We start from the raw sequence: 17,765 nt of genomic DNA on the forward strand, positions 1-17,765 counted from the left end.
ATTTATGGATAATGTAAAAAGCCACCAAACGGTGGCCGTTGAATGAATGATAAATGTAGACTATTCTCCGATAAAGATTTCGGTAATAGGTTCTTTGCTGGAAAGGCTGGGCAATGGAATATTCAACAAAAATGAAAGGGTAGGAGCTATCTGGTCAATTGTTTTTTTCTTTACTGTCGCTCCTTGTTTTATTTGCCATCCAAACCACAGCATGGGAACATGAGTATCATTGTTGTAAAGGGCGCCATGGGTTGTTCCTTCCATTCTTTTGGGCATCCAACCCGGTTTAAAATGCAATAAAATATCTCCAGAATTATCTAGGTTATGGCTTTTTCTGAAAAAATCATCAATAGCAAGATTCCTGTTTGAATGAAGACTGGACACATATATTTCTTGTATTCCATCTACGGTTTTTAAAATTGCCGCGGCAGCTTTGAGCACTTCTTCTCTTGAAGTTTTTACTGGATTGAGATAAACCTGTGTTTTGTCAATGTACGCAATATAGTCTTCGTTTCCATAAAGTTTGGAAAGCTTTGAATTCAACAGCTGTTTTATGGAGTCTTCCTCAAAATATTTCCCCGGCAACTTGGAAGTTCTAAGAAAATCAGGATGATCGCTTGCAGCGTGATCTGCGGTCATGAACAGCAGATAATTATCCTTGCCAATCTCTGAATCAAGAAAGGATAAGAGCTCAGCAATTTCCTGGTCCATACGGACGTAGGTATCTTCCAGCTCTTTTGACCTTATACCAAAACCATGACCAACATAATCCGTGCTGGAATAGCTAATGGTCAAAAAATCGGTTTCGTCTTTTTGTCCCAAACCTTCCCCTTGAATTGTCGCTTTGGCCAATTGGGTCAAAATGGTATTCCCGAACGGAACATTTGGAATCATGGCAAAATTTCCATTCGCTTTTCTGAGTTTTTTCAAATTGTATGGAAATTTGGCATCCGTCCGGCCATTGAATATTTTTTCCATCGGGGCGTGATCCGGCCCACTGTTTTTGTATGTTTCAATCGGTTTTAAGGTACCCCAAGTGAGATTGAGCAAAGAATCGGCAAGTTTTCTGTTGTTGAATTTCAATAACCAATCCGGGAGATTTTCATGGTAATATGAACTGGTAATAAAATTTCCGGTCTGGTCATGGTACCAAAAAGCATAATCGGCCAAACGTCCGGCCGGGAAAATAGCACCTCTGTCTTTTAGCGATATCCCAACAACCTTGGAACGGTCATTGGTGAAGAGTTTTAGCTCATCCGTAATTGTGGAGCCCAGCAGGTTTTTAGGCGAACGGGAGTATTTGTCAATTTTTTTCGGTGATGCTTTACGGCCATCTGTCAAAAACACAGTTTCATCCGCCGCGCAGTACATTTTCGCTTTTTTGGCTTTGCTGTACCAGTCATTGGCCACTATTCCATGGTTAGCGGGGGTGGTACCCGTATAGATGGAAGCATGGCCCGGACCTGTCGCAGTTGGCATATAGTTGTAATGCATATTCTTTACATTAAATCCTTCATGCATTAACCTTTTAAAACCATTTTGGGTATAGTTGTCCTGAAAGCGGTACAAATACTCCGCCCGCATCTGATCTATCACTATACCCACAATCAATTTTGGTTTATCGTTGATCTGTCCAAAAGCCAATTGGACAAAAAAAATAGTTGCAATCAATACTCTAAGCTTCATCTTATCTGCTTTTATAGGAACCATGTTCTTCTTTTATATTCATAGTGGCTTCATCCAAGATGTAGATGGTATAATTGTTCCCTTTGGGAGCGACCCGTACCACAATATGACCTTGTAGGCTTTTATAGTTATCCTTGAACCAGGGTCCATAGGTAACCAAGGTTTCAGGATGCATGTTGGTAGAGAAGATATCCCGCTCTATGGTTTCTTCATCTTGATGGATAAGGCGTTGATATACTTCTTGCCCAGGATGGTCAGAACACCATAGTTGCTGAATAACCACATTAGGGTTTAGGGCTTGGACAAAGAATTCGTTGGTAGCATCACGGTTTCCATGGTGGTTTAAGATTGTAACTTCTACTTGTCCAACAACTTTGGCCATGGGAGTTTCCACATCAAACCATTTAGGCAGGCCAAAACCTTGCAATCCGGTATTGTCACCTCCGGTGAAGTAGTCAAAATTCCCGTAGGATATTTTCAAGGCCAAACTCAGTGGGTTTTCATTATAACCTCCTTTGTAAAAGGCAGTCATGTCTTCTGCGGAAAAATGCTCTTTCGTGTTGTTATCGATACCTGTCCACAGGGTTGCGTTGGATTTAATATTCCGAATGGAAAAATTGGGATAGTCGTTTTGATTGTTTACCAGCTGTATTTGTGTGATACTGCCTACTTCCAGCGCTTCGGCTGGGACTTTCTCCTCTGAGATAAATGAGAGGTATTCCTGAAAAATCTTATCATCCTTTAAATATGTTTTAAGATCGAACGGAAAATCCAGTTTTGGGGAATTCCGATCAATGATCTTGCCCAATGGAATTTCTTTTCCCAAATCCATCAAACTCCCGTAATGATCTGAGTGAAAATGGGAGATCAAAGCATAGTCTATTGTATCTTGATGTTTTTTAGGGGTAACATTTTTGATGTAGGCCGCTATCCATTCCCCAGTTGATTTGCTATCATCCGGAACAGGAGATGTGGCTTTTAAAGGGGCATATTTTTCTTCAAAACCTTCTTTGTCCATGCTCCCAGCATCAAAAAGCATAGTGGTGCCATCGGGTAAAACAAAAAAAGTCGCATCACCGCTACCGGTGTTGATATGGTGAATGTCCAAATAGCCTTTCTGCCAATCCTTCAGTTTGTTTTGAGATTGGGTCAATTCTGTCTTTTGTTGTTCGGTATTGGTGTTTTCAGGTTTGGAATTACAACCTACCTGAAATAAAAGGATTGTAATTGCAAGAATTTGGTTGATTTTACTAGTCATGGTTGGTAATTTTATGTAAGACATATGCGATAAGTTCTTTCACATTGTCTCGATAATTTTCGTTGGCTTGGTTATTGAGTCTGTTTGCTATAACCAAACAGATGGCAATAGCTTCATGCCCTAACATTTTTGCCAGACCATAAAGGGCAGAACTTTCCATTTCATAGTTGGTGATTTTATAACCGTGATACTCAAAGTCGGAGAGTTTTTGGTTGATATCTTTTAGTTTTTTTGAAAGACGCAGTTCCCTGCCTTGGGGAACATAAAAACCAGGGGAGGTAATGGTAATTCCTGAAAAGGCTTCTTTGCTTTTTAACTGGTCCAATAGTTTTTCGGAAGCATCAACCACATAGGGGTTTAAGAATATGGAATGTCCTCCTATCAAAATCCGAAGCAACCTGCGGAACTCTTCATTGACCACCTTTCCTTCATCTTCATAGAAATACAAAAGATTATCAAACCCAGCAGATTTCTCAGAAATGACATAGGAGTTAACGGGAATATCCTTTTGAAGACTTCCTGAGGTGCCAATTCTTATAAACTCCAATTTTTTCTTTTCCTTTTTTATTTCTCTTGATTCAAAGTCGATGTTGACCAAGGCGTCCAATTCATTCATTACAATATCGATGTTGCCAATACCCACACCCGTAGAAACTACGGTGATTCTTGTATCATTGAATTTTCCAGTAGTACTCACGTATTCCCTATTAGCAATTTGGTATTCAATATCTGTAAACATTGATTTAATGACATCTACCCTGTTGGGGTCTCCCACTAGAATGATGGTATTGGCAATTTGACCCGGTTTAAGATGAAGATGGAAAACACTTCCGTCTGGATTTAAAATTAGTTCGGAATCTGAAATCATGGTGTTTTCAATTGTGTAGGTTTTTGCTTCGTAAAAATTCCAGTAACAGTTCAGGGCGATCAGTTTGGATGATATCTACATTATTGTCCACATACCATTGATAGGTATTGATATCAATTGCCGCTTTTTCATCATCATGACCACCACTGAGGCGGGGCCAAAGTGAGTTTACCCATACGCCGGCTCCTTTGGTTCTGATTTCATGGAAATATGTATTTAATCCAGCGGTATCATTGGGTACAATGAATTCGAATGCAACAGGCTTACGATTGTTAATGTAATCATCGACAATAAGATTACTGCTAGGACCAAGTCGAACGATGGGCATAAAGTGAACTTTGTCCAAATACGTCCCGAATTCTCGCTCTACTTGTTCTCTTGTTTTAGTTCCTTTGATGATGACCTGATCCAAAGTTCCTGTCAACCTTACAATTTGAAAACACTTGTCAAAAATGTTATAACTTTTGTCCAGATTTACCAAAATCTTGTCCTTGGTGGTCAAAAGGGCTTCTTCTAGGGTTGGAATTTTATGGGGAGTTGGAACCCCCAGTCCATCTTTTAATTGTAATGTTCTTAAAGAATCCAAGGTCCAGTCTTTTACAAACCCTTTTCCATTGGTGGTTCGATCAATGGTTTCATCGTGCATAAGCACCAAATGACTGTCTTTGGTTTCTCGGATATCTATTTCTACCATATCAACCCCCATATCAATGCAGTTTTGAATGGCTTGCAATGAATTTTCAGGTGCATTCCGCCAGTCTCCCCTATGTGCGACTACAATAACATCGTTATTTTCCGAATCCTTGAGATTGGCGATTTTGTCCTGTATGGAAGATATATGGGGCTTTGCCTCACGTTGTTGAGTTTCATTGATTGTTTTATGGTCTTTGCAACTTCCCCATATCAGTAGGATTGCAAGAAAGAAAAAGCGTTTCATATAATAATTTTTAGAAGAAATAAGGGGGGACATAATCCCCCCGAATTAAAATAACTAAACTAACTCAAACTAACTATTGCCATTTTTGAAATAAGAGTATGATTCTTATCCCATATTTGGTTTTTGTTTAATATCCTGGATTTTGTGTTATGGATGAATCGGTATCCAATTGACTTTGCGGTATTGGAAGTACCAGCTTGTTCTCATCAATGGTGACGTTAGAACCAGCACTATTAAAGAAAGCATTCATAACAGAAACGGCAGTGCCATATCTTTTTAGGTCAAACCAACGGTGGCCTTCACCCATAAGTTCAAAACGTCTCTCTAGACGGATTGCAGCTCTTACCTCTGTCTGTGATGAAGCAGTAGTAGCACCCAAGCCAGCCCTAGCCCGCACGGTATTTAGTTGTGTAATGGCATCTGCTGTTTGGTTATTTTCATTTAGCGACTCTGCATATTTAAGCACAACATCTGCATATCTGATGATAAGATGGTCGCTACCGCCGTCATCTGCTCCAGTAGGTGAAATCTCATACTTTGTGGAAAAGTAGAATGGATTTGCAACAGGGTCCACATCAACATAATCATCAAGTCTGGTATCGCCAGCTTCAAAAGAATCTATAAATGCCTGTGTGGGTAAATTATGTCCTTTTGCGCTTGCTGTTGTGCCTGAAGGACGGAACTGAGACCCTGCCAGGCTACCTTCTTTTTTTCCATCAACCAAGAAACCACTGGCATATTGTATCTCAAATAAAGTTTCGGAATTTCCTTCGTTGGCCACACCAAAAATTTCGGAAGTGGAAGGCATTAATGAGTAAGTGTTTGAACTAACCACAGCTTCAAAGCTTGTCAATGCCCCACTGAAATTTCCTTGGGTAAGCAATACATCGCCCAAGAGTGCCTGCGCAGCGCCTTTTGCTGGCCTTCCTGCAGTTTTATCACTGGGTAAATCTTGGATAGCATCATTTAAATCAGTTTCAATTTGTGTATAAACTTCGGCTGATGATGTGCGTCCTTGACCAAAGAAGTCAAATGGACTCTCTGTTTCTGAAGTAACCAAGGGTACATCACCGTATAATCTTACCAAATTGAAGTACAACAATGCACGAATGAACTTCATTTCGCCAATTCTGGTAGTTTTAAGTACACTGGTCTCATATTCAATATCTGTTATTCGGTTTAAAACCGTGTTGGCCCGTTGAATACCTTTATAGGATTCTTCCCAAATTTTACCTACCAAATCATTTCCGGCATTTGTTGAAAAATCATCCAACTGACCAAACCGACCACCATCATTTGCTGCAATTTCTTCAAAGGAATCTTCTCCAGAGATTTCGCCAACACCAATTAAATCCAAACCATAAAGACCTCTATCTTGCAATTGGGCATAAACCCCTGCTATGGCACTTTCCAATTCTTGTTCGTTGGAGTAAAAGCTATTGGATGCCTTTTCCGTAATTGGTACAATATCCAACTCGTCCTCACAGGAAAACAATCCAAGAAAGGCAACAACTATTAAAAATGTATATTTATTAAGGTTCATTTTCTTCAATTTTTGGTTTAAAATTTAACGTTTAATCCAAGCGCAACGAAGCGAGTCAAAGGGCTTGCTGACTGAATCCAACCCCTGGTCAAGGTCTGTTGGTTGTTGTTGGTTCTAGTGTCCAGGGCATCAGGATTGTATCCTCTGAATTTGGTGCTATTGAAAATATTATTTCCAGTGAGGTAAATTCTAAGGAAATCAACGCCTAAATACTCCGTGACACTTTCATGGAAGTTGTATCCTAATTGTAAACTTCTTAAACGAAAGTAATCTGCATCATATACTGAAAGACTTGATGATCTGGTGAGCCTTCCCGCAGACGAAAAACTAGAAAAATCTGGTCTTCTGAAAAAGCCTTCAGCATTCCGGTCTGAGAAATAATTATCGAAATAATGCTGTGATGGAACAAAGAATCCTTCACCACTTTCTGCATAGTAAACCATACGGTCAGAAACCTTTCTGCCTTCAATTCCCGTAAATTGAGCGCTTAGATCAAAACCGTTATAATTTAGGTTAAAGCCAAAACCATAGGTGAAATCTGGGTTATAATCACCCAAGGTAACTCTGTCATCTGGTGTTATTTGACCATCACCATTGGCATCTCGCACAACATAATCACCAATTTCTGTGCCTGCTAAAGGGGTAACTGCCGCTGCGTCTATTTCTGCCTGGGTTCTAAAAACTCCTTCAATATCGTAGGCATAGAACTCCGCGATACTTCCGCCCACTTTAGTAAGGAAGCCCATGCCTCCATTACTCTGAATAATCTGTTCTTGACCTTCTCCTAGAGCCAATACTTCATTTTGGCTGGCAGAAATGTTGGCATTGAAGCCTAATCTTAAATCCCCAACCTCAAAACCATTTCCGCGAATTTCAAATTCAAATCCTTTGTTTTCTAATTCACCAATATTCTGCAGTGATTCAGAAAAACCTGATTGTTGTGGTACAGGCACTTTTAACAAAAGATCTGTGGTATTGGATTTATAGTATTCAGCAGTTAACAATAACTTATTATCTAAAAGACCTAAATCTAAACCAACATTAAGGGCAGTATTGGTTTCCCAAGATAGGTCTGGGTTAGGAGAGGTGTCTGTGTAAGAACCAGGAATGAGTTGTCCATCTATAACGTAATTATCGGATTCAATTAGGGCAATGGAACCAAAGTCACCAATCTGATTGTTACCTGTTTGACCCCAACTTGCTCTTATTTTGGAAAAACTAACTAAACCATCTTCTGGAAAAAACTCTTCGTTACTCAACGTCCATCCTGCAGAAACTGACGCGAAGTTTCCGTATTTGGTATTGGCTCCGAAACGTGAGGAACCATCTCTCCTGAATGAACCTGAAAGTGCATATCGGCCATCATAATCGTACTGCAAACGCGTAAAATAAGATTCAAGTGCCCATTTGCTTCGCCCTACTATTGCTGATGGATTTGTCGCTCCAGCAATATTTCGTAGATTATCATCTGCAAAATTGTTGCTCTCCAGTCTTGTGTTGAAACGACTTTCTTCTTGATAGCTAAAACCTAACAATGCGTCAAAAGTGTGCTTGTCCAAAGTTTTGGAGTAGGTCAAAAGGTTTTCTGTGATAAAGTTTTCCCTTCTTGCGTTGTTTTCAAAAGCCTGTGTTCGGTTGTTCGCAACCGGAGTTCTATAATTTCCAATGTTGGACGGAGCAAAGAATTCCGTAAAAGTGGAATTGAAATCGCCTCCAAGAGAAGTTTTAAATTTTAAACCATTCCAAGGTTCAACTTCTACATATGCATTTCCAAAAACACGGAGGCGACGTTCAAAAAAGTCGGTCAATTCTGTTTGGGCCACTGTATTCTCTGAGATGGGTCCATCCCAATTATCGTTATTGTCATCTATTTGATTGGCAATGGCAAAAGTTCCATCTGAATTGTGAATAGGGTAGTAGGGTTGCATCAATATAATTGAAAAACTAGGGTCTGGCTGTGCACCTGGACTTAATCTATAGTTAGACCAGCCAGCTTCTCCGGTAGGGTTGGAATTTACCAAAGAAACATTTGAGGTAATCCCGAAACGGATATGGTCATTGATCTCTGAATTCAGTTGTACATTAGCGGTGTAACGCTTGTAGTCAGAATCCATGATGATATTTTCTTGGTTCAAATACCCAAAGGAAACGGAATAATCTGTTTTTTCAGTTCCTCCACTAAGGTTCAGGTAGTGGTTTTGTTGCGAAGCTGTCCTAAACACAGCATCTGTCCAATTGGTATTGGTCAAACCGGCCTGTCCATCCAAGTATCCTTGCAAATATCCTGGAACTCTACTTCTTTTGCCTCCGCCATTGGCATCACGAGTGGCATTGTCATCAGAGATACTTCTTCCTGGACCTCCTGAAACGTATCCAAAATTTCTGGAATCCGAATCAAATAGGGCAGCGTCATAGGCATCAACCAATTCAAAATTGTCTATTCGGTCTTGAAAACCGTAGTAGGTATCATAGGTAACCTTTAAGCTTCCTTGTCTTCCTTTTTTTGTGGTAATCAAAATTACCCCATTGGAAGCTCTTGACCCATAAATTGCTGCCGATGCTGCATCTTTTAGAATGTTGATGGATTCAATATCCTGGGTGTTGATGGAACTGAAGGAAGAACCTTCTGACAATGGATTTCCATCGATAACAATCAAAGGATTTGTTCCCGCGGTTAAAGTATTGAGTCCACGAATTTGAATAACGGAATTCTCACCTGGGTTTTTTCCATTTCCAAGAATTTGGATTCCTGAAACATTACCAGAAAGGGCCTGTTCAAAATTGGCAGAGGAATAATTGTTCAGTTCTTCACTGTCAACTTTAGAAACGGCTCCGTTGAATTTTTCTTTGGTAGTAGAACCGTAACCGATGATTACTACTTCTTCCAACTTCCCGGTATCTGGTTGCAACTGCACATTGATGGTACTTTGCCCGCTAACTGCTATTTCTTGGGATGAATATCCCAAATAGGAAACCTGCAATATGGCATCGGAATTTGAAACTTCTATGGAATAGTTACCATCAAAGTCCGAACTGATTCCGTTTGAGGTTCCCTTTTCAATGATGCTGGCACCGGGTAGTGGTTGTCCATTTTCATCTGTAACCGCACCACTAACGGAAAACTGCATATCATTTTCCTTTATGTATTTTTCCGGTTGTGGGGAAACATCTGGTTTATAGCGCTTTACTAAATAGATTCTACGATTATTAAGATTGAATGTGGTTCTTGTGTTTTGAAAAACTTGGTTTAACACATTGGCTATCCGTTCTCTGTTTACTTTTACAGAAACGGTTCTGTTTAAATCTACGTCCTTGATCTTGTATACAAACTCGAATTCGGTTTTGCTTTCAATTTCATCTATCAATTGCCCAATGGAGACGTTGTTCAAGTCTAGTGTAACCTTTGTGCGTTGTCCGTAGGCATCATTGGCCTGCATAGAAAATAGAGCGGCTAAGATGAACAACGTACTGAGTTTCATTTTTAAATCATATTTAAATACTGGAAATGGGCTTCTTTTAAGCTTAAGAAGTTTTTTCATACTTTTATAGTGTTAATTGTGGTTAATCTTTTTAGTTTAATCACTTCGACTAATCGGAGAATGTTCGCAGCATTTTCCGATTTTTTTATGATCTTTTTTGACCCTAATAAGAAGTAATCATTTTGGTAATTGGTTACATCCTTGTTTAGTTTATATCATACGCAGTATTGTTTAGTTTTTGCTGTTTGGTTATTATTCAATGATTATCTTATCACCTAGAATTTTGTATTCAATTCCATAATTGGATTTTAGTTCCCTGAGGACATTTTCTATAGGTTCGTTTCCAAAATTGGCATTGAATTCCTCATGGGTCAAGTCTGAGTTGTTATTGGTTATGGTTACATTATAGTGTCGTTCAAGTTTCTTCAATATATTGTTGAAAGTCATGTTCCTGAATACCAGTTTGCCATTGATCCAAGAAGTATATAGACCAGTAATTACTTTAGAGGTGTCGATGTTGTTTTTCGTTTTATCAAAACTTCCTTTGAACCCAGGTTCCAGATATACTCTTTTATTGGCGTCATACCCTTCAGTTTCTGTATATAAACTTACAGAACCTTCTACCAGTACAACTTCTGTAGTTTCATCTTCTGGATAAGCTGAAACGTTGAATTGGGTACCTAAAACTTGAACATTGAGTCCGTTTGTATTAACGATAAACGGATGCTCAGGATCTTTGGCCACATCCAAATAGGTTTCTCCGGTCACGAATATTTGCCTGTTGGTGCCTTTGATGAACTGTACTGGATATTTGATTGAAGATCCAGCATTAAGGTGTGCAATTGTACCATCTGAAAGCCGAAGTTGAAAGGTTTTTCCATTGGGAACGTTCAAGGTATTGTACACAAGTTCCTTTTTAGCAATTGTGTTTGCATACTTCAAACTTTTTCCTTCCTGCTGCCCAATTATGTTACCTCTGTCATCAAAAATTTCTACTTGACCATCTTCATCAATAATTTTCATTTCCCCATTTTCCAATTGAAGGGTAATGACATTTTCTGGTATCATGAAATCAGTATTAGATTTGGTATTTTGCAGATAGAAATACCCTGTAGCCAGTAATCCAATGAATACTGCAGCGGCAGCGGATACTTTCCAAACAAGGGACTTCTTCTTTTTGGAAGTTCGGGTTTGGGTATTTATTGAAGTCCACAAAGACTCCTTTATGGCATTTTTATGATCTTCATTGGTAAAATGAGATTCTTTGTTGGCCAATCGTAGTTCCTCCTTGAACTTTACTAAAATTTCTAGTTCATGATCAGAAATGGACCCGTTCAGGTATTTGTCCAACAGTTTTTTGAATTCTTGCTCTTGCATATATTTGGTACACTATATATTTATGAACCACAAAGCGATGGAAACTCACATAGGTTTTTGTAAATTAACATTTTATTAACATTTATGGAAACAAATACGGTACCAGCTAACTGTTAATGAGGGAAAAAATTAAAGGAGTGTTATAAAAATAAAAAGGGAGGTTAGGGAGCTTTGGGCAAGTCTTAAATTTTGTTTAATAGACTTTAGTGCAATTGACATTTGATTCTCTACCGATCGTTTTGAAATCCCTAAACGCTGGGCTATTTCTTCGTTACTTGCCGCTTCCATACGACTAAGTCTAAAAATCTGTTGACATCTTGGTGGTAATTCGGTCAAAGATTTTTCTATGATAAACTGGGCCTGGTCTAAATTATGCTGGTCTTCAACGGAGGATTCAGTTGTTAATTCTAGGGATTCTATAATTTGAAGATGACCCGACTTTAGCTTATTGTCCCGTAAATACTTAAAACAGCCATAGTTTATCGATTTGAAAATATAGGCCTCAAAATTTTTGATGTTATTGTTCTCTCTTTTTTGCCAAAGACTCAACCAAATATCTTGGACAATATCCTTAGCGATATCTTCATCAAGAACTATGTATTTGGCCTTAACGAACATGGGTTCCCAAAAAAGTTCAAATAGCTTCTTAAAAGCCTTTTTATTGCCCTTTTGGAATTCTGTTAAGAGTAGCTTGTTTGTTTTCGGTTTTGTGACTGACATTTCAATCTAATGCTTCATTAAATGAAAATTGCATATGATAAATGTATAAAAAATGTCATTATCATCGAAAAATGACAAATATCCTAACTGATTAATAAGGATAATTTAATATTCTTCCAAGAAGACGGATGGGTTGAAAAACTTAGTGATTATTACTTAAATAGTTCGTTGATAATTATAAAAGAACTTCTCTATTAATAACGCCCATAATGAAGAAAATAGCTATGGAAAGTATTAAACAGCAAACAGCTGCTGTTACGTTTTCTGGAATTGAAAACTCTTTTCTAATGTTATATACAATTGTTTTCATGGGGAATTTGTTTGGTACAAAGTTTTGAAAACTTGGAGCTTTCACATAAATCAATCGATAAATGCAAAAAAGGCCAGATAAATGGTAAGTGAAGTTGTTTTTGTCGAAAAATGGAGTTTTTTATCTATTTTTTAATTAACCAATTGGGTGGTTTAAACGGCGGGGCCGGAGGGACTAGAACTTACCTGTCAAAACACTAACAAATAAGGGCTTTTCAGCTTGTGAAGAATTTATGCTCACCGAATAGGTGACTTTACAAAAACTTAACCTGTTTTTGCAGAAAAACCCCAGTTTTTCTAAGGCTTTTGTGTAATGGATTGATAACATAAATTATTAATTTTCGAGAGCCTTTCAAAGTCTTCACAATAACTTCTCCCACGTTTATGGTTCATGCAACAAAATCCCTAGAATAAGTTCGGGAGATTATTGCGTTAATTATTGTTTTATAAAAATCAGCTGGACCATGAAGGGTTATATCATCGCAATACTATTAGTTGTCTGTCCAAATTCTGTTTTTTCTCAGAAGATTCCAACAAGAATTTACGATAATAAAACGAAAAGTTTTGACACGGTAATCCCAGTTTATCGAGAAGTAAATTTGAGATTTGAGGACCCTGGAAATGTTCAATTGATTCTTCTTGTTGAACACTGCAGAAAAAAAGATCTTGACAGTACATTGATGGGTGAGAAAACTTGTAGGTCCACACGAGAACTAAAAGAGATTTCTAGTTTTTGGACTGATACAATTGATGAGAAAAAATATCTTTTCGTAAGACTTCATCAAAGTGAAGATGGTGAAGAGGATACTTTTCTAAGGCCTATGAAAAACTATAGTTTGCTTTTTTTCAAATCCAGCTCTAGACTTACTACACTAAGAAGAGCATATGCAAAGGCGTTTGTTGAAGTGAACTTAGTTGAAATGAAAGATTTAAGAAAGCAATACGAAGAATACGAAAATGGTCTAAGCACTATAGAAACTCTTTTCTCGCAATTTCCAGATGTTTTTTTTGATAATATCCATTTGTTTTTATCGGATGCTAATAATCGAAAAAAAATAAAATCAAAGCTTTATGAAAAGGAATGTTTGTTAAAAAAAGTAGTGTCCCAAGGCGTTATGAATTTGAATGAGGTTCATAACGAATATAATTATAAGTACTTAAAGCAATTTCTCTTTTCCATTGATTCTATTCAGGCTAAAAATTTGGATATAGACGTAAAGGTTGCTAATCAGATAATACAATGGCTTCCAGAACTAAATTTGAAAAAAATTAATCAACTATTAGTTGGTGAGTTAAGTCTTGCGAATAAAACGGATAAAATGGAAAATCTAGAGGATAATGTTGAGAATATAAATCTTCTAAGAAAACTAGTTTTTAACGAGCAAACCCTTAAAGACGATTTGACGTCCAAAGCACTAAAGTTAGCACTTAATGATTTGCATGCTAAGATGGAAGGAAATCTGGAAATACTAAAGAAGGTAAGAAATATTGACCAAGATATTGATCAGCTCATTCCTAAACCCAATGGTGAAATTAGCAATATCGAATTTGGATTAAACCCTATAGTTACAAAAACTAGTATAAATTCTTTTGACGAAAGAATCAAGTTGAAATTTACTCCAGATATAGGTCTTATAAATTATGGTTTCCAATCGGACTTTAACGAAATCTCTCCTTATCTAGGGTTTCATTTCAATTTGAGTTATTTAGATAAGGATATACCATTTAAAAAGCTAAGAAACAAAACAGTGTGGGACCGACTTTCGATTAATCTAGGGTGGGCTCTCAATTCAATAGAAAAAAGTGATAGAAGAGAAGGGTTAATTGACGATGGCAGTTTGTTAGTGGGATTAGGTTTTAGGATAGATCATACCTTCAGGCTTACGTTTGGTGGTAATGTATTTTATAAGCTTGACGAAAGCCCAATTTCTAATCAAAGAGAGTTGGCTGTGACACCCTATGTAGGACTTTCAGTTGATTTTGAGGTAAAAGAATTATTAAACGGATTTTCAAGCATTTTTAAAAATGATTAAAACGAAAAATATCTTGTTAGGTCTAATACTGGTTTTGATTTCCTCTTGCTATGAGGAGTCAGATTTCAATCGGGTCAACTTCACGTTCGATTCGTTAATAAAATCAATGGACATTGAAAAAACCATGTTACTAGCGGATGGCAAAGATGAATCTGAGATAATCATATTGTTTGATTCCAATTCTGAAAACGACACCATAGATTTTAAAGCGACATTGACTTCAGGCCTTTTTAAAGAGAACCAAAACGATTCTATAAGTCTAGAACCAATTCTGGAAACTAGTATTACGGGTACTCGAAGAAAATTAGTAAGATTTTCGATAGTCTCTCCAACAAAAGTGGAAGAAGCTGAATTAAATATGGATTTAAATGGCTTTACTAAAATGGTCGATTTACAGTTTGATCGAAGTTTTCCAGAGAGTATTGAAGTTATTGCCAGTCCACGGGTGTTTAGTAGAAAACGAGTAGAAAATGTAGAGTTAAAAACAACTATTGCACGGAATGAAGGTGAGCCCTCTTTAGGTACTGAATTAAGTATGACAGCTTTAGATTTAGATGGTAATAGTATAGGAGAGATGGTAGCGGCTTGCAACTTTAATAGTGATAATAAAACCTGCACAACTCTTTTTAATATTTGGCCAGACACTGCTTATTTAGGGCCGATTAGAATTAGGACGGAGGTTCTCGGAGCTCCATCAGACATTACTAACGAAATCACAATATTCACAACTGATTAAAACTTAAAAATTATGGAAAACACGTTAAAGTCATTTGATGATAACAAGGACATTGTAATAGCTAAAATTCAAAAACTCGTTGCTGATAATTTGGATCTTGAGGCATTTGATATTGATCAAATCAGATTTTCAGTAAAGGCAACTCGCAACTGCAAATGGGTAAGAAAAAAATATACCAGAAATGGTAAGGTGTATATTAAATATGAGTGTGTGCGCGATTAATCGATTTTATTCATAGTGGAAGTTGTTGAATAGATTTATAACAGAAAAAACTGGACTTTCCACTAAAAATCAGATATACACGCAAGACTTAGAGCTTTTATAGGATAAAGAATTTGAGAAAGGATTGTATCATTTAACAAAGAATCAACCCAAGGGGTTTCCGTCCTGAGGTCGGGTTCCAACTAATCTAGTTCCGAATTGACATTATCCTTATGTATACTTATTTGGTTTTACCTTGATAAATTGTCCACATTGTTGTGACAAATCTACATATTGATCTTGTCTGTTACATTTTTGAGACAGCAATTATCATAAAAATGCGTTTAGATGGATTAAAAAAAAACAATTTTCATGGAGGTCAAGGGAATCCTAAGGGGAACTGGTTTTAGAAAATACTGACATATCCTTCATTTAATGATGAAAATTGGACAAAAACCCTATTTTTTTTAAGGATTGCCTGCAACCCAAAACAAATGGAATTGTTTAATTTTCAAGTCTCCCCCAAAATCTTGTTTCAAATTGATTTGGATTCTATAAATCCCGGTTCGGATTTATGGAAACCATGTCATTTTTTGATATGGTCATTTACAATTAGCATCTCAGTTTCAGAATGAAAGCCAATATTTTTATAGTCGCCTCATTGCTGTTCAGCTTGGATATGAGCGCCCAAGTTTTTAACGGGAATTCATGTTCTTCAAACCTTCAGGTTACCTTTTTGGATACCGCTAGGGCTGAAACCGCTTTTAAAAATCACAGAAACTGGAAGGAAGGTGTCAACCTCGTTCTTACCGAAAACGGGGTAAAGTACAAAGGGGAGTACGTAAGGGAAATAGATGCTGTCGGGGATGCCATTTTTCAAACAGAGAATTTGCCCATGATATTTGAGGTGGTGATAGGGATGCGATTGGATTCCCCCGCTGAAAATCTTGCTGAGTTATTATTTGCGATTAATGAAATAGGGACAAGCAGGTTAGATTCGGTATACATATATTTCTACACCCTGTAAGGTTTAGTGAATGAAAATGTCAATGGACAAACATCAAATAGTACTGAATAACCATTAAAACAATAGTATGGACTACACAAGAAAAAATGCTTGGAACAATGGGGGCACATTTGACAACCCTGATCTTTTATGGTATGCCAAGGGCGTAGGCTCCTTGCAGTCCCGAGGATTGAACGAGAAAAATAGTTGGTGGTTTTTTGCGGCAATTCATGGGGAATACATACGCTTTGGTCAATACCCGGGCTGGAATCATATACCGGCTCCCCCTTCAGTTCCCACCACCCCATTACCGTCTAGAGCGACAATCCAGAGATTTTGGAACCAATGTCAACATCAAAGCTGGTATTTTCCGCCTTGGCACCGTGGGTACCTGATTGCTTTCGAAGCCCATATAAGGAAGGCGGTTGTCTCTTTGGGTGGCCCACAGGATTGGGCTCTCCCGTATTGGAATTATCTGGGCCCGGATGATCAATACAAGATGCCACCCGCTTTTGCCGAAAGCACGTTGCCCGATGGAACTTCAAATCCGCTATTTGTAGATGCTAGATATGGGCCCAACCTTGACCGAAACATATTTATTCCTCAGGGTGAGATATCCGATGAGTGCCAAAATGAAGATAAGTATACAGGTAATACAAGTAGAACAAATGCTGGCTACGGTGGTTATCAAACTGGATTTAACCATGGTGGTGGCAGTAACGGTAAACTCGAAGCGAATCCACACAACAACGTACATTCCTTAGTAGGTGGGAGAGGTTTAATGTCATATCCGGGAACAGCTGCGCTAGATCCTATATTTTACCTCCACCACTGTAACATCGACCGTATGTGGGCTGAATGGAATGAAGTAGATGGTCATGCCAACCCTGTGGATCTAAACTGGCTGAAAGGACCCGTTTCCATCGGAGAAAGGGAATTTGTAATGCCAATGCCTGATAATGTAGAGTGGGTATTCACTCCTGAACACGTCACCGATATGGATGTATTGAATTACCAATACGATCCTGGTGATCGTCCCCCAGTCATTCCGTCAATGAATACAATGGTGGCACGAATGAATAAATTGGGGATACCCATGGAAGAAGTCAAGTTTTCAAATTTGGAATCCTTTGGTAAGACCGCCTCAGAGTTGGTCGGTGCTTCCGAAGGCAATCATCAATTGGTCGGTGCGGACCTGGCAACGACCGTTAAACTGGACGATAGATCATGGCAAAAGGTACCCATGAGTTTTTTGAAGGAAAGTTCTGCAAATGTCCCCGACCAGGTTTTTGTTGAACTGGAGAATGTAAAGGGGACCATGGACGGCAACATTCTCAATATTTCAGTTAACGGAAGAAAAGCCGGATCGGTTTCACTCTTTGGTTTGCTTGATGCCTCTGCAAAAGATGGTCATAAAGGAGGAAGTGGTTTGTCCTTTACATTGGAAATTACCGATATTGTTGACGATTTGCACTTGAGTAACAATCTTGATATTGGGTCACTTGATATAGAAGTCACCCCAAGACATTCAATTGATGAAAAAGATAAAATCGATATTGGCAGAATAAGTATTCACCGAGAACAAATATAGGAGGACTTAGGAGCATGTCAA

The 17,765-nt window shown here is 38.1% G+C and carries 14 protein-coding genes; 5 read left to right on the plus strand and 9 right to left on the minus strand.

Going from position 1 to position 17,765, the window contains the following annotated elements; all coding sequences use genetic code 11:
- Nucleotides 1-60 precede the first annotated feature (60 nt).
- The 9 genes from pafA to CRO15_RS20025 all read right to left on the minus strand — a co-directional run bounded on the left by pafA (nt 61) and on the right by CRO15_RS20025 (nt 12,178).
- Complete coding sequence (gene pafA / locus CRO15_RS17220) at nt 61-1,710, minus strand: alkaline phosphatase PafA (protein WP_097047090.1); 1,650 nt, start codon at nt 1,708-1,710, stop codon at nt 61-63.
- Nucleotides 1,688-2,944, minus strand: a complete 1,257-nt coding sequence (locus CRO15_RS17225; RefSeq protein ID WP_165769988.1) for a ComEC/Rec2 family competence protein — start codon at nt 2,942-2,944, stop codon at nt 1,688-1,690. Before CRO15_RS17225 ends, pafA begins: the two co-directional genes overlap by 23 nt.
- Nucleotides 2,937-3,812, minus strand: coding sequence for a nucleoside phosphorylase (locus CRO15_RS17230; protein WP_097047092.1), 876 nt, complete (start codon nt 3,810-3,812; stop codon nt 2,937-2,939). Before CRO15_RS17230 ends, CRO15_RS17225 begins: the two co-directional genes overlap by 8 nt.
- Nucleotides 3,813-3,819: 7 nt before the next feature.
- The gene (locus CRO15_RS17235; RefSeq protein WP_097047162.1) at nt 3,820-4,749 is read right to left on the minus strand and encodes a glycerophosphodiester phosphodiesterase family protein; all 930 of its coding nucleotides are present in this window, start codon (nt 4,747-4,749) and stop codon (nt 3,820-3,822) included.
- Between the two features lie 127 nt (nt 4,750-4,876).
- The gene (locus CRO15_RS17240; RefSeq protein ID WP_097047093.1) at nt 4,877-6,292 is read right to left on the minus strand and encodes a RagB/SusD family nutrient uptake outer membrane protein; all 1,416 of its coding nucleotides are present in this window, start codon (nt 6,290-6,292) and stop codon (nt 4,877-4,879) included.
- Nucleotides 6,293-6,309: 17 nt separating this feature from the next.
- Nucleotides 6,310-9,831 carry a TonB-dependent receptor gene (locus CRO15_RS17245; protein WP_097047094.1) on the minus strand — a complete coding sequence of 1,174 codons (3,522 nt, stop codon included), beginning with the start codon at nt 9,829-9,831 and terminating at the stop codon, nt 6,310-6,312.
- Nucleotides 9,832-10,023: 192 nt separating this feature from the next.
- Complete coding sequence (locus CRO15_RS17250; RefSeq protein WP_097047095.1) at nt 10,024-11,148, minus strand: FecR family protein; 1,125 nt, start codon at nt 11,146-11,148, stop codon at nt 10,024-10,026.
- Nucleotides 11,149-11,277: 129 nt separating this feature from the next.
- Nucleotides 11,278-11,868, minus strand: coding sequence for an RNA polymerase sigma-70 factor (locus CRO15_RS17255; RefSeq protein WP_097047096.1), 591 nt, complete (start codon nt 11,866-11,868; stop codon nt 11,278-11,280).
- Between the two features lie 175 nt (nt 11,869-12,043).
- Nucleotides 12,044-12,178: a hypothetical protein gene (locus CRO15_RS20025; RefSeq protein WP_280950983.1), complete on the minus strand. Its 135-nt coding sequence runs from the start codon at nt 12,176-12,178 to the stop codon at nt 12,044-12,046.
- Between the two features lie 463 nt (nt 12,179-12,641).
- On the opposite strand from CRO15_RS20025, the gene CRO15_RS17260 reads away from it, so the two are divergent.
- The 5 genes from CRO15_RS17260 to CRO15_RS17280 all read left to right on the plus strand — a co-directional run bounded on the left by CRO15_RS17260 (nt 12,642) and on the right by CRO15_RS17280 (nt 17,744).
- Nucleotides 12,642-14,210 carry a hypothetical protein gene (locus CRO15_RS17260; RefSeq protein ID WP_097047097.1) on the plus strand — a complete coding sequence of 523 codons (1,569 nt, stop codon included), beginning with the start codon at nt 12,642-12,644 and terminating at the stop codon, nt 14,208-14,210.
- 106 nt (nt 14,211-14,316) lie between these two features.
- Nucleotides 14,317-14,946 (plus strand): hypothetical protein, encoded by a 630-nt coding sequence (locus CRO15_RS17265; RefSeq protein WP_133067274.1) that lies wholly within the window; start codon nt 14,317-14,319, stop codon nt 14,944-14,946.
- 12 nt (nt 14,947-14,958) lie between these two features.
- A complete protein-coding gene (locus CRO15_RS17270; protein ID WP_097047099.1) occupies nt 14,959-15,168 on the plus strand; it encodes a hypothetical protein in 210 nt (69 codons plus the stop codon).
- A 610-nt stretch (nt 15,169-15,778) separates the two neighbouring features.
- Entirely contained in the window at nt 15,779-16,174 is a 396-nt protein-coding gene (locus tag CRO15_RS17275) for a hypothetical protein (protein WP_097047100.1), read from the plus strand.
- A 67-nt stretch (nt 16,175-16,241) separates the two neighbouring features.
- Nucleotides 16,242-17,744, plus strand: coding sequence for a tyrosinase family protein (locus CRO15_RS17280; protein WP_097047101.1), 1,503 nt, complete (start codon nt 16,242-16,244; stop codon nt 17,742-17,744).
- Nucleotides 17,745-17,765: the final 21 nt, after the last annotated feature.

Origin of the sequence: Flagellimonas pacifica (assembly GCF_900215465.1) — a bacterium.
Taxonomy (GTDB): Bacteria; Bacteroidota; Bacteroidia; order Flavobacteriales; family Flavobacteriaceae; genus Flagellimonas; species Flagellimonas pacifica.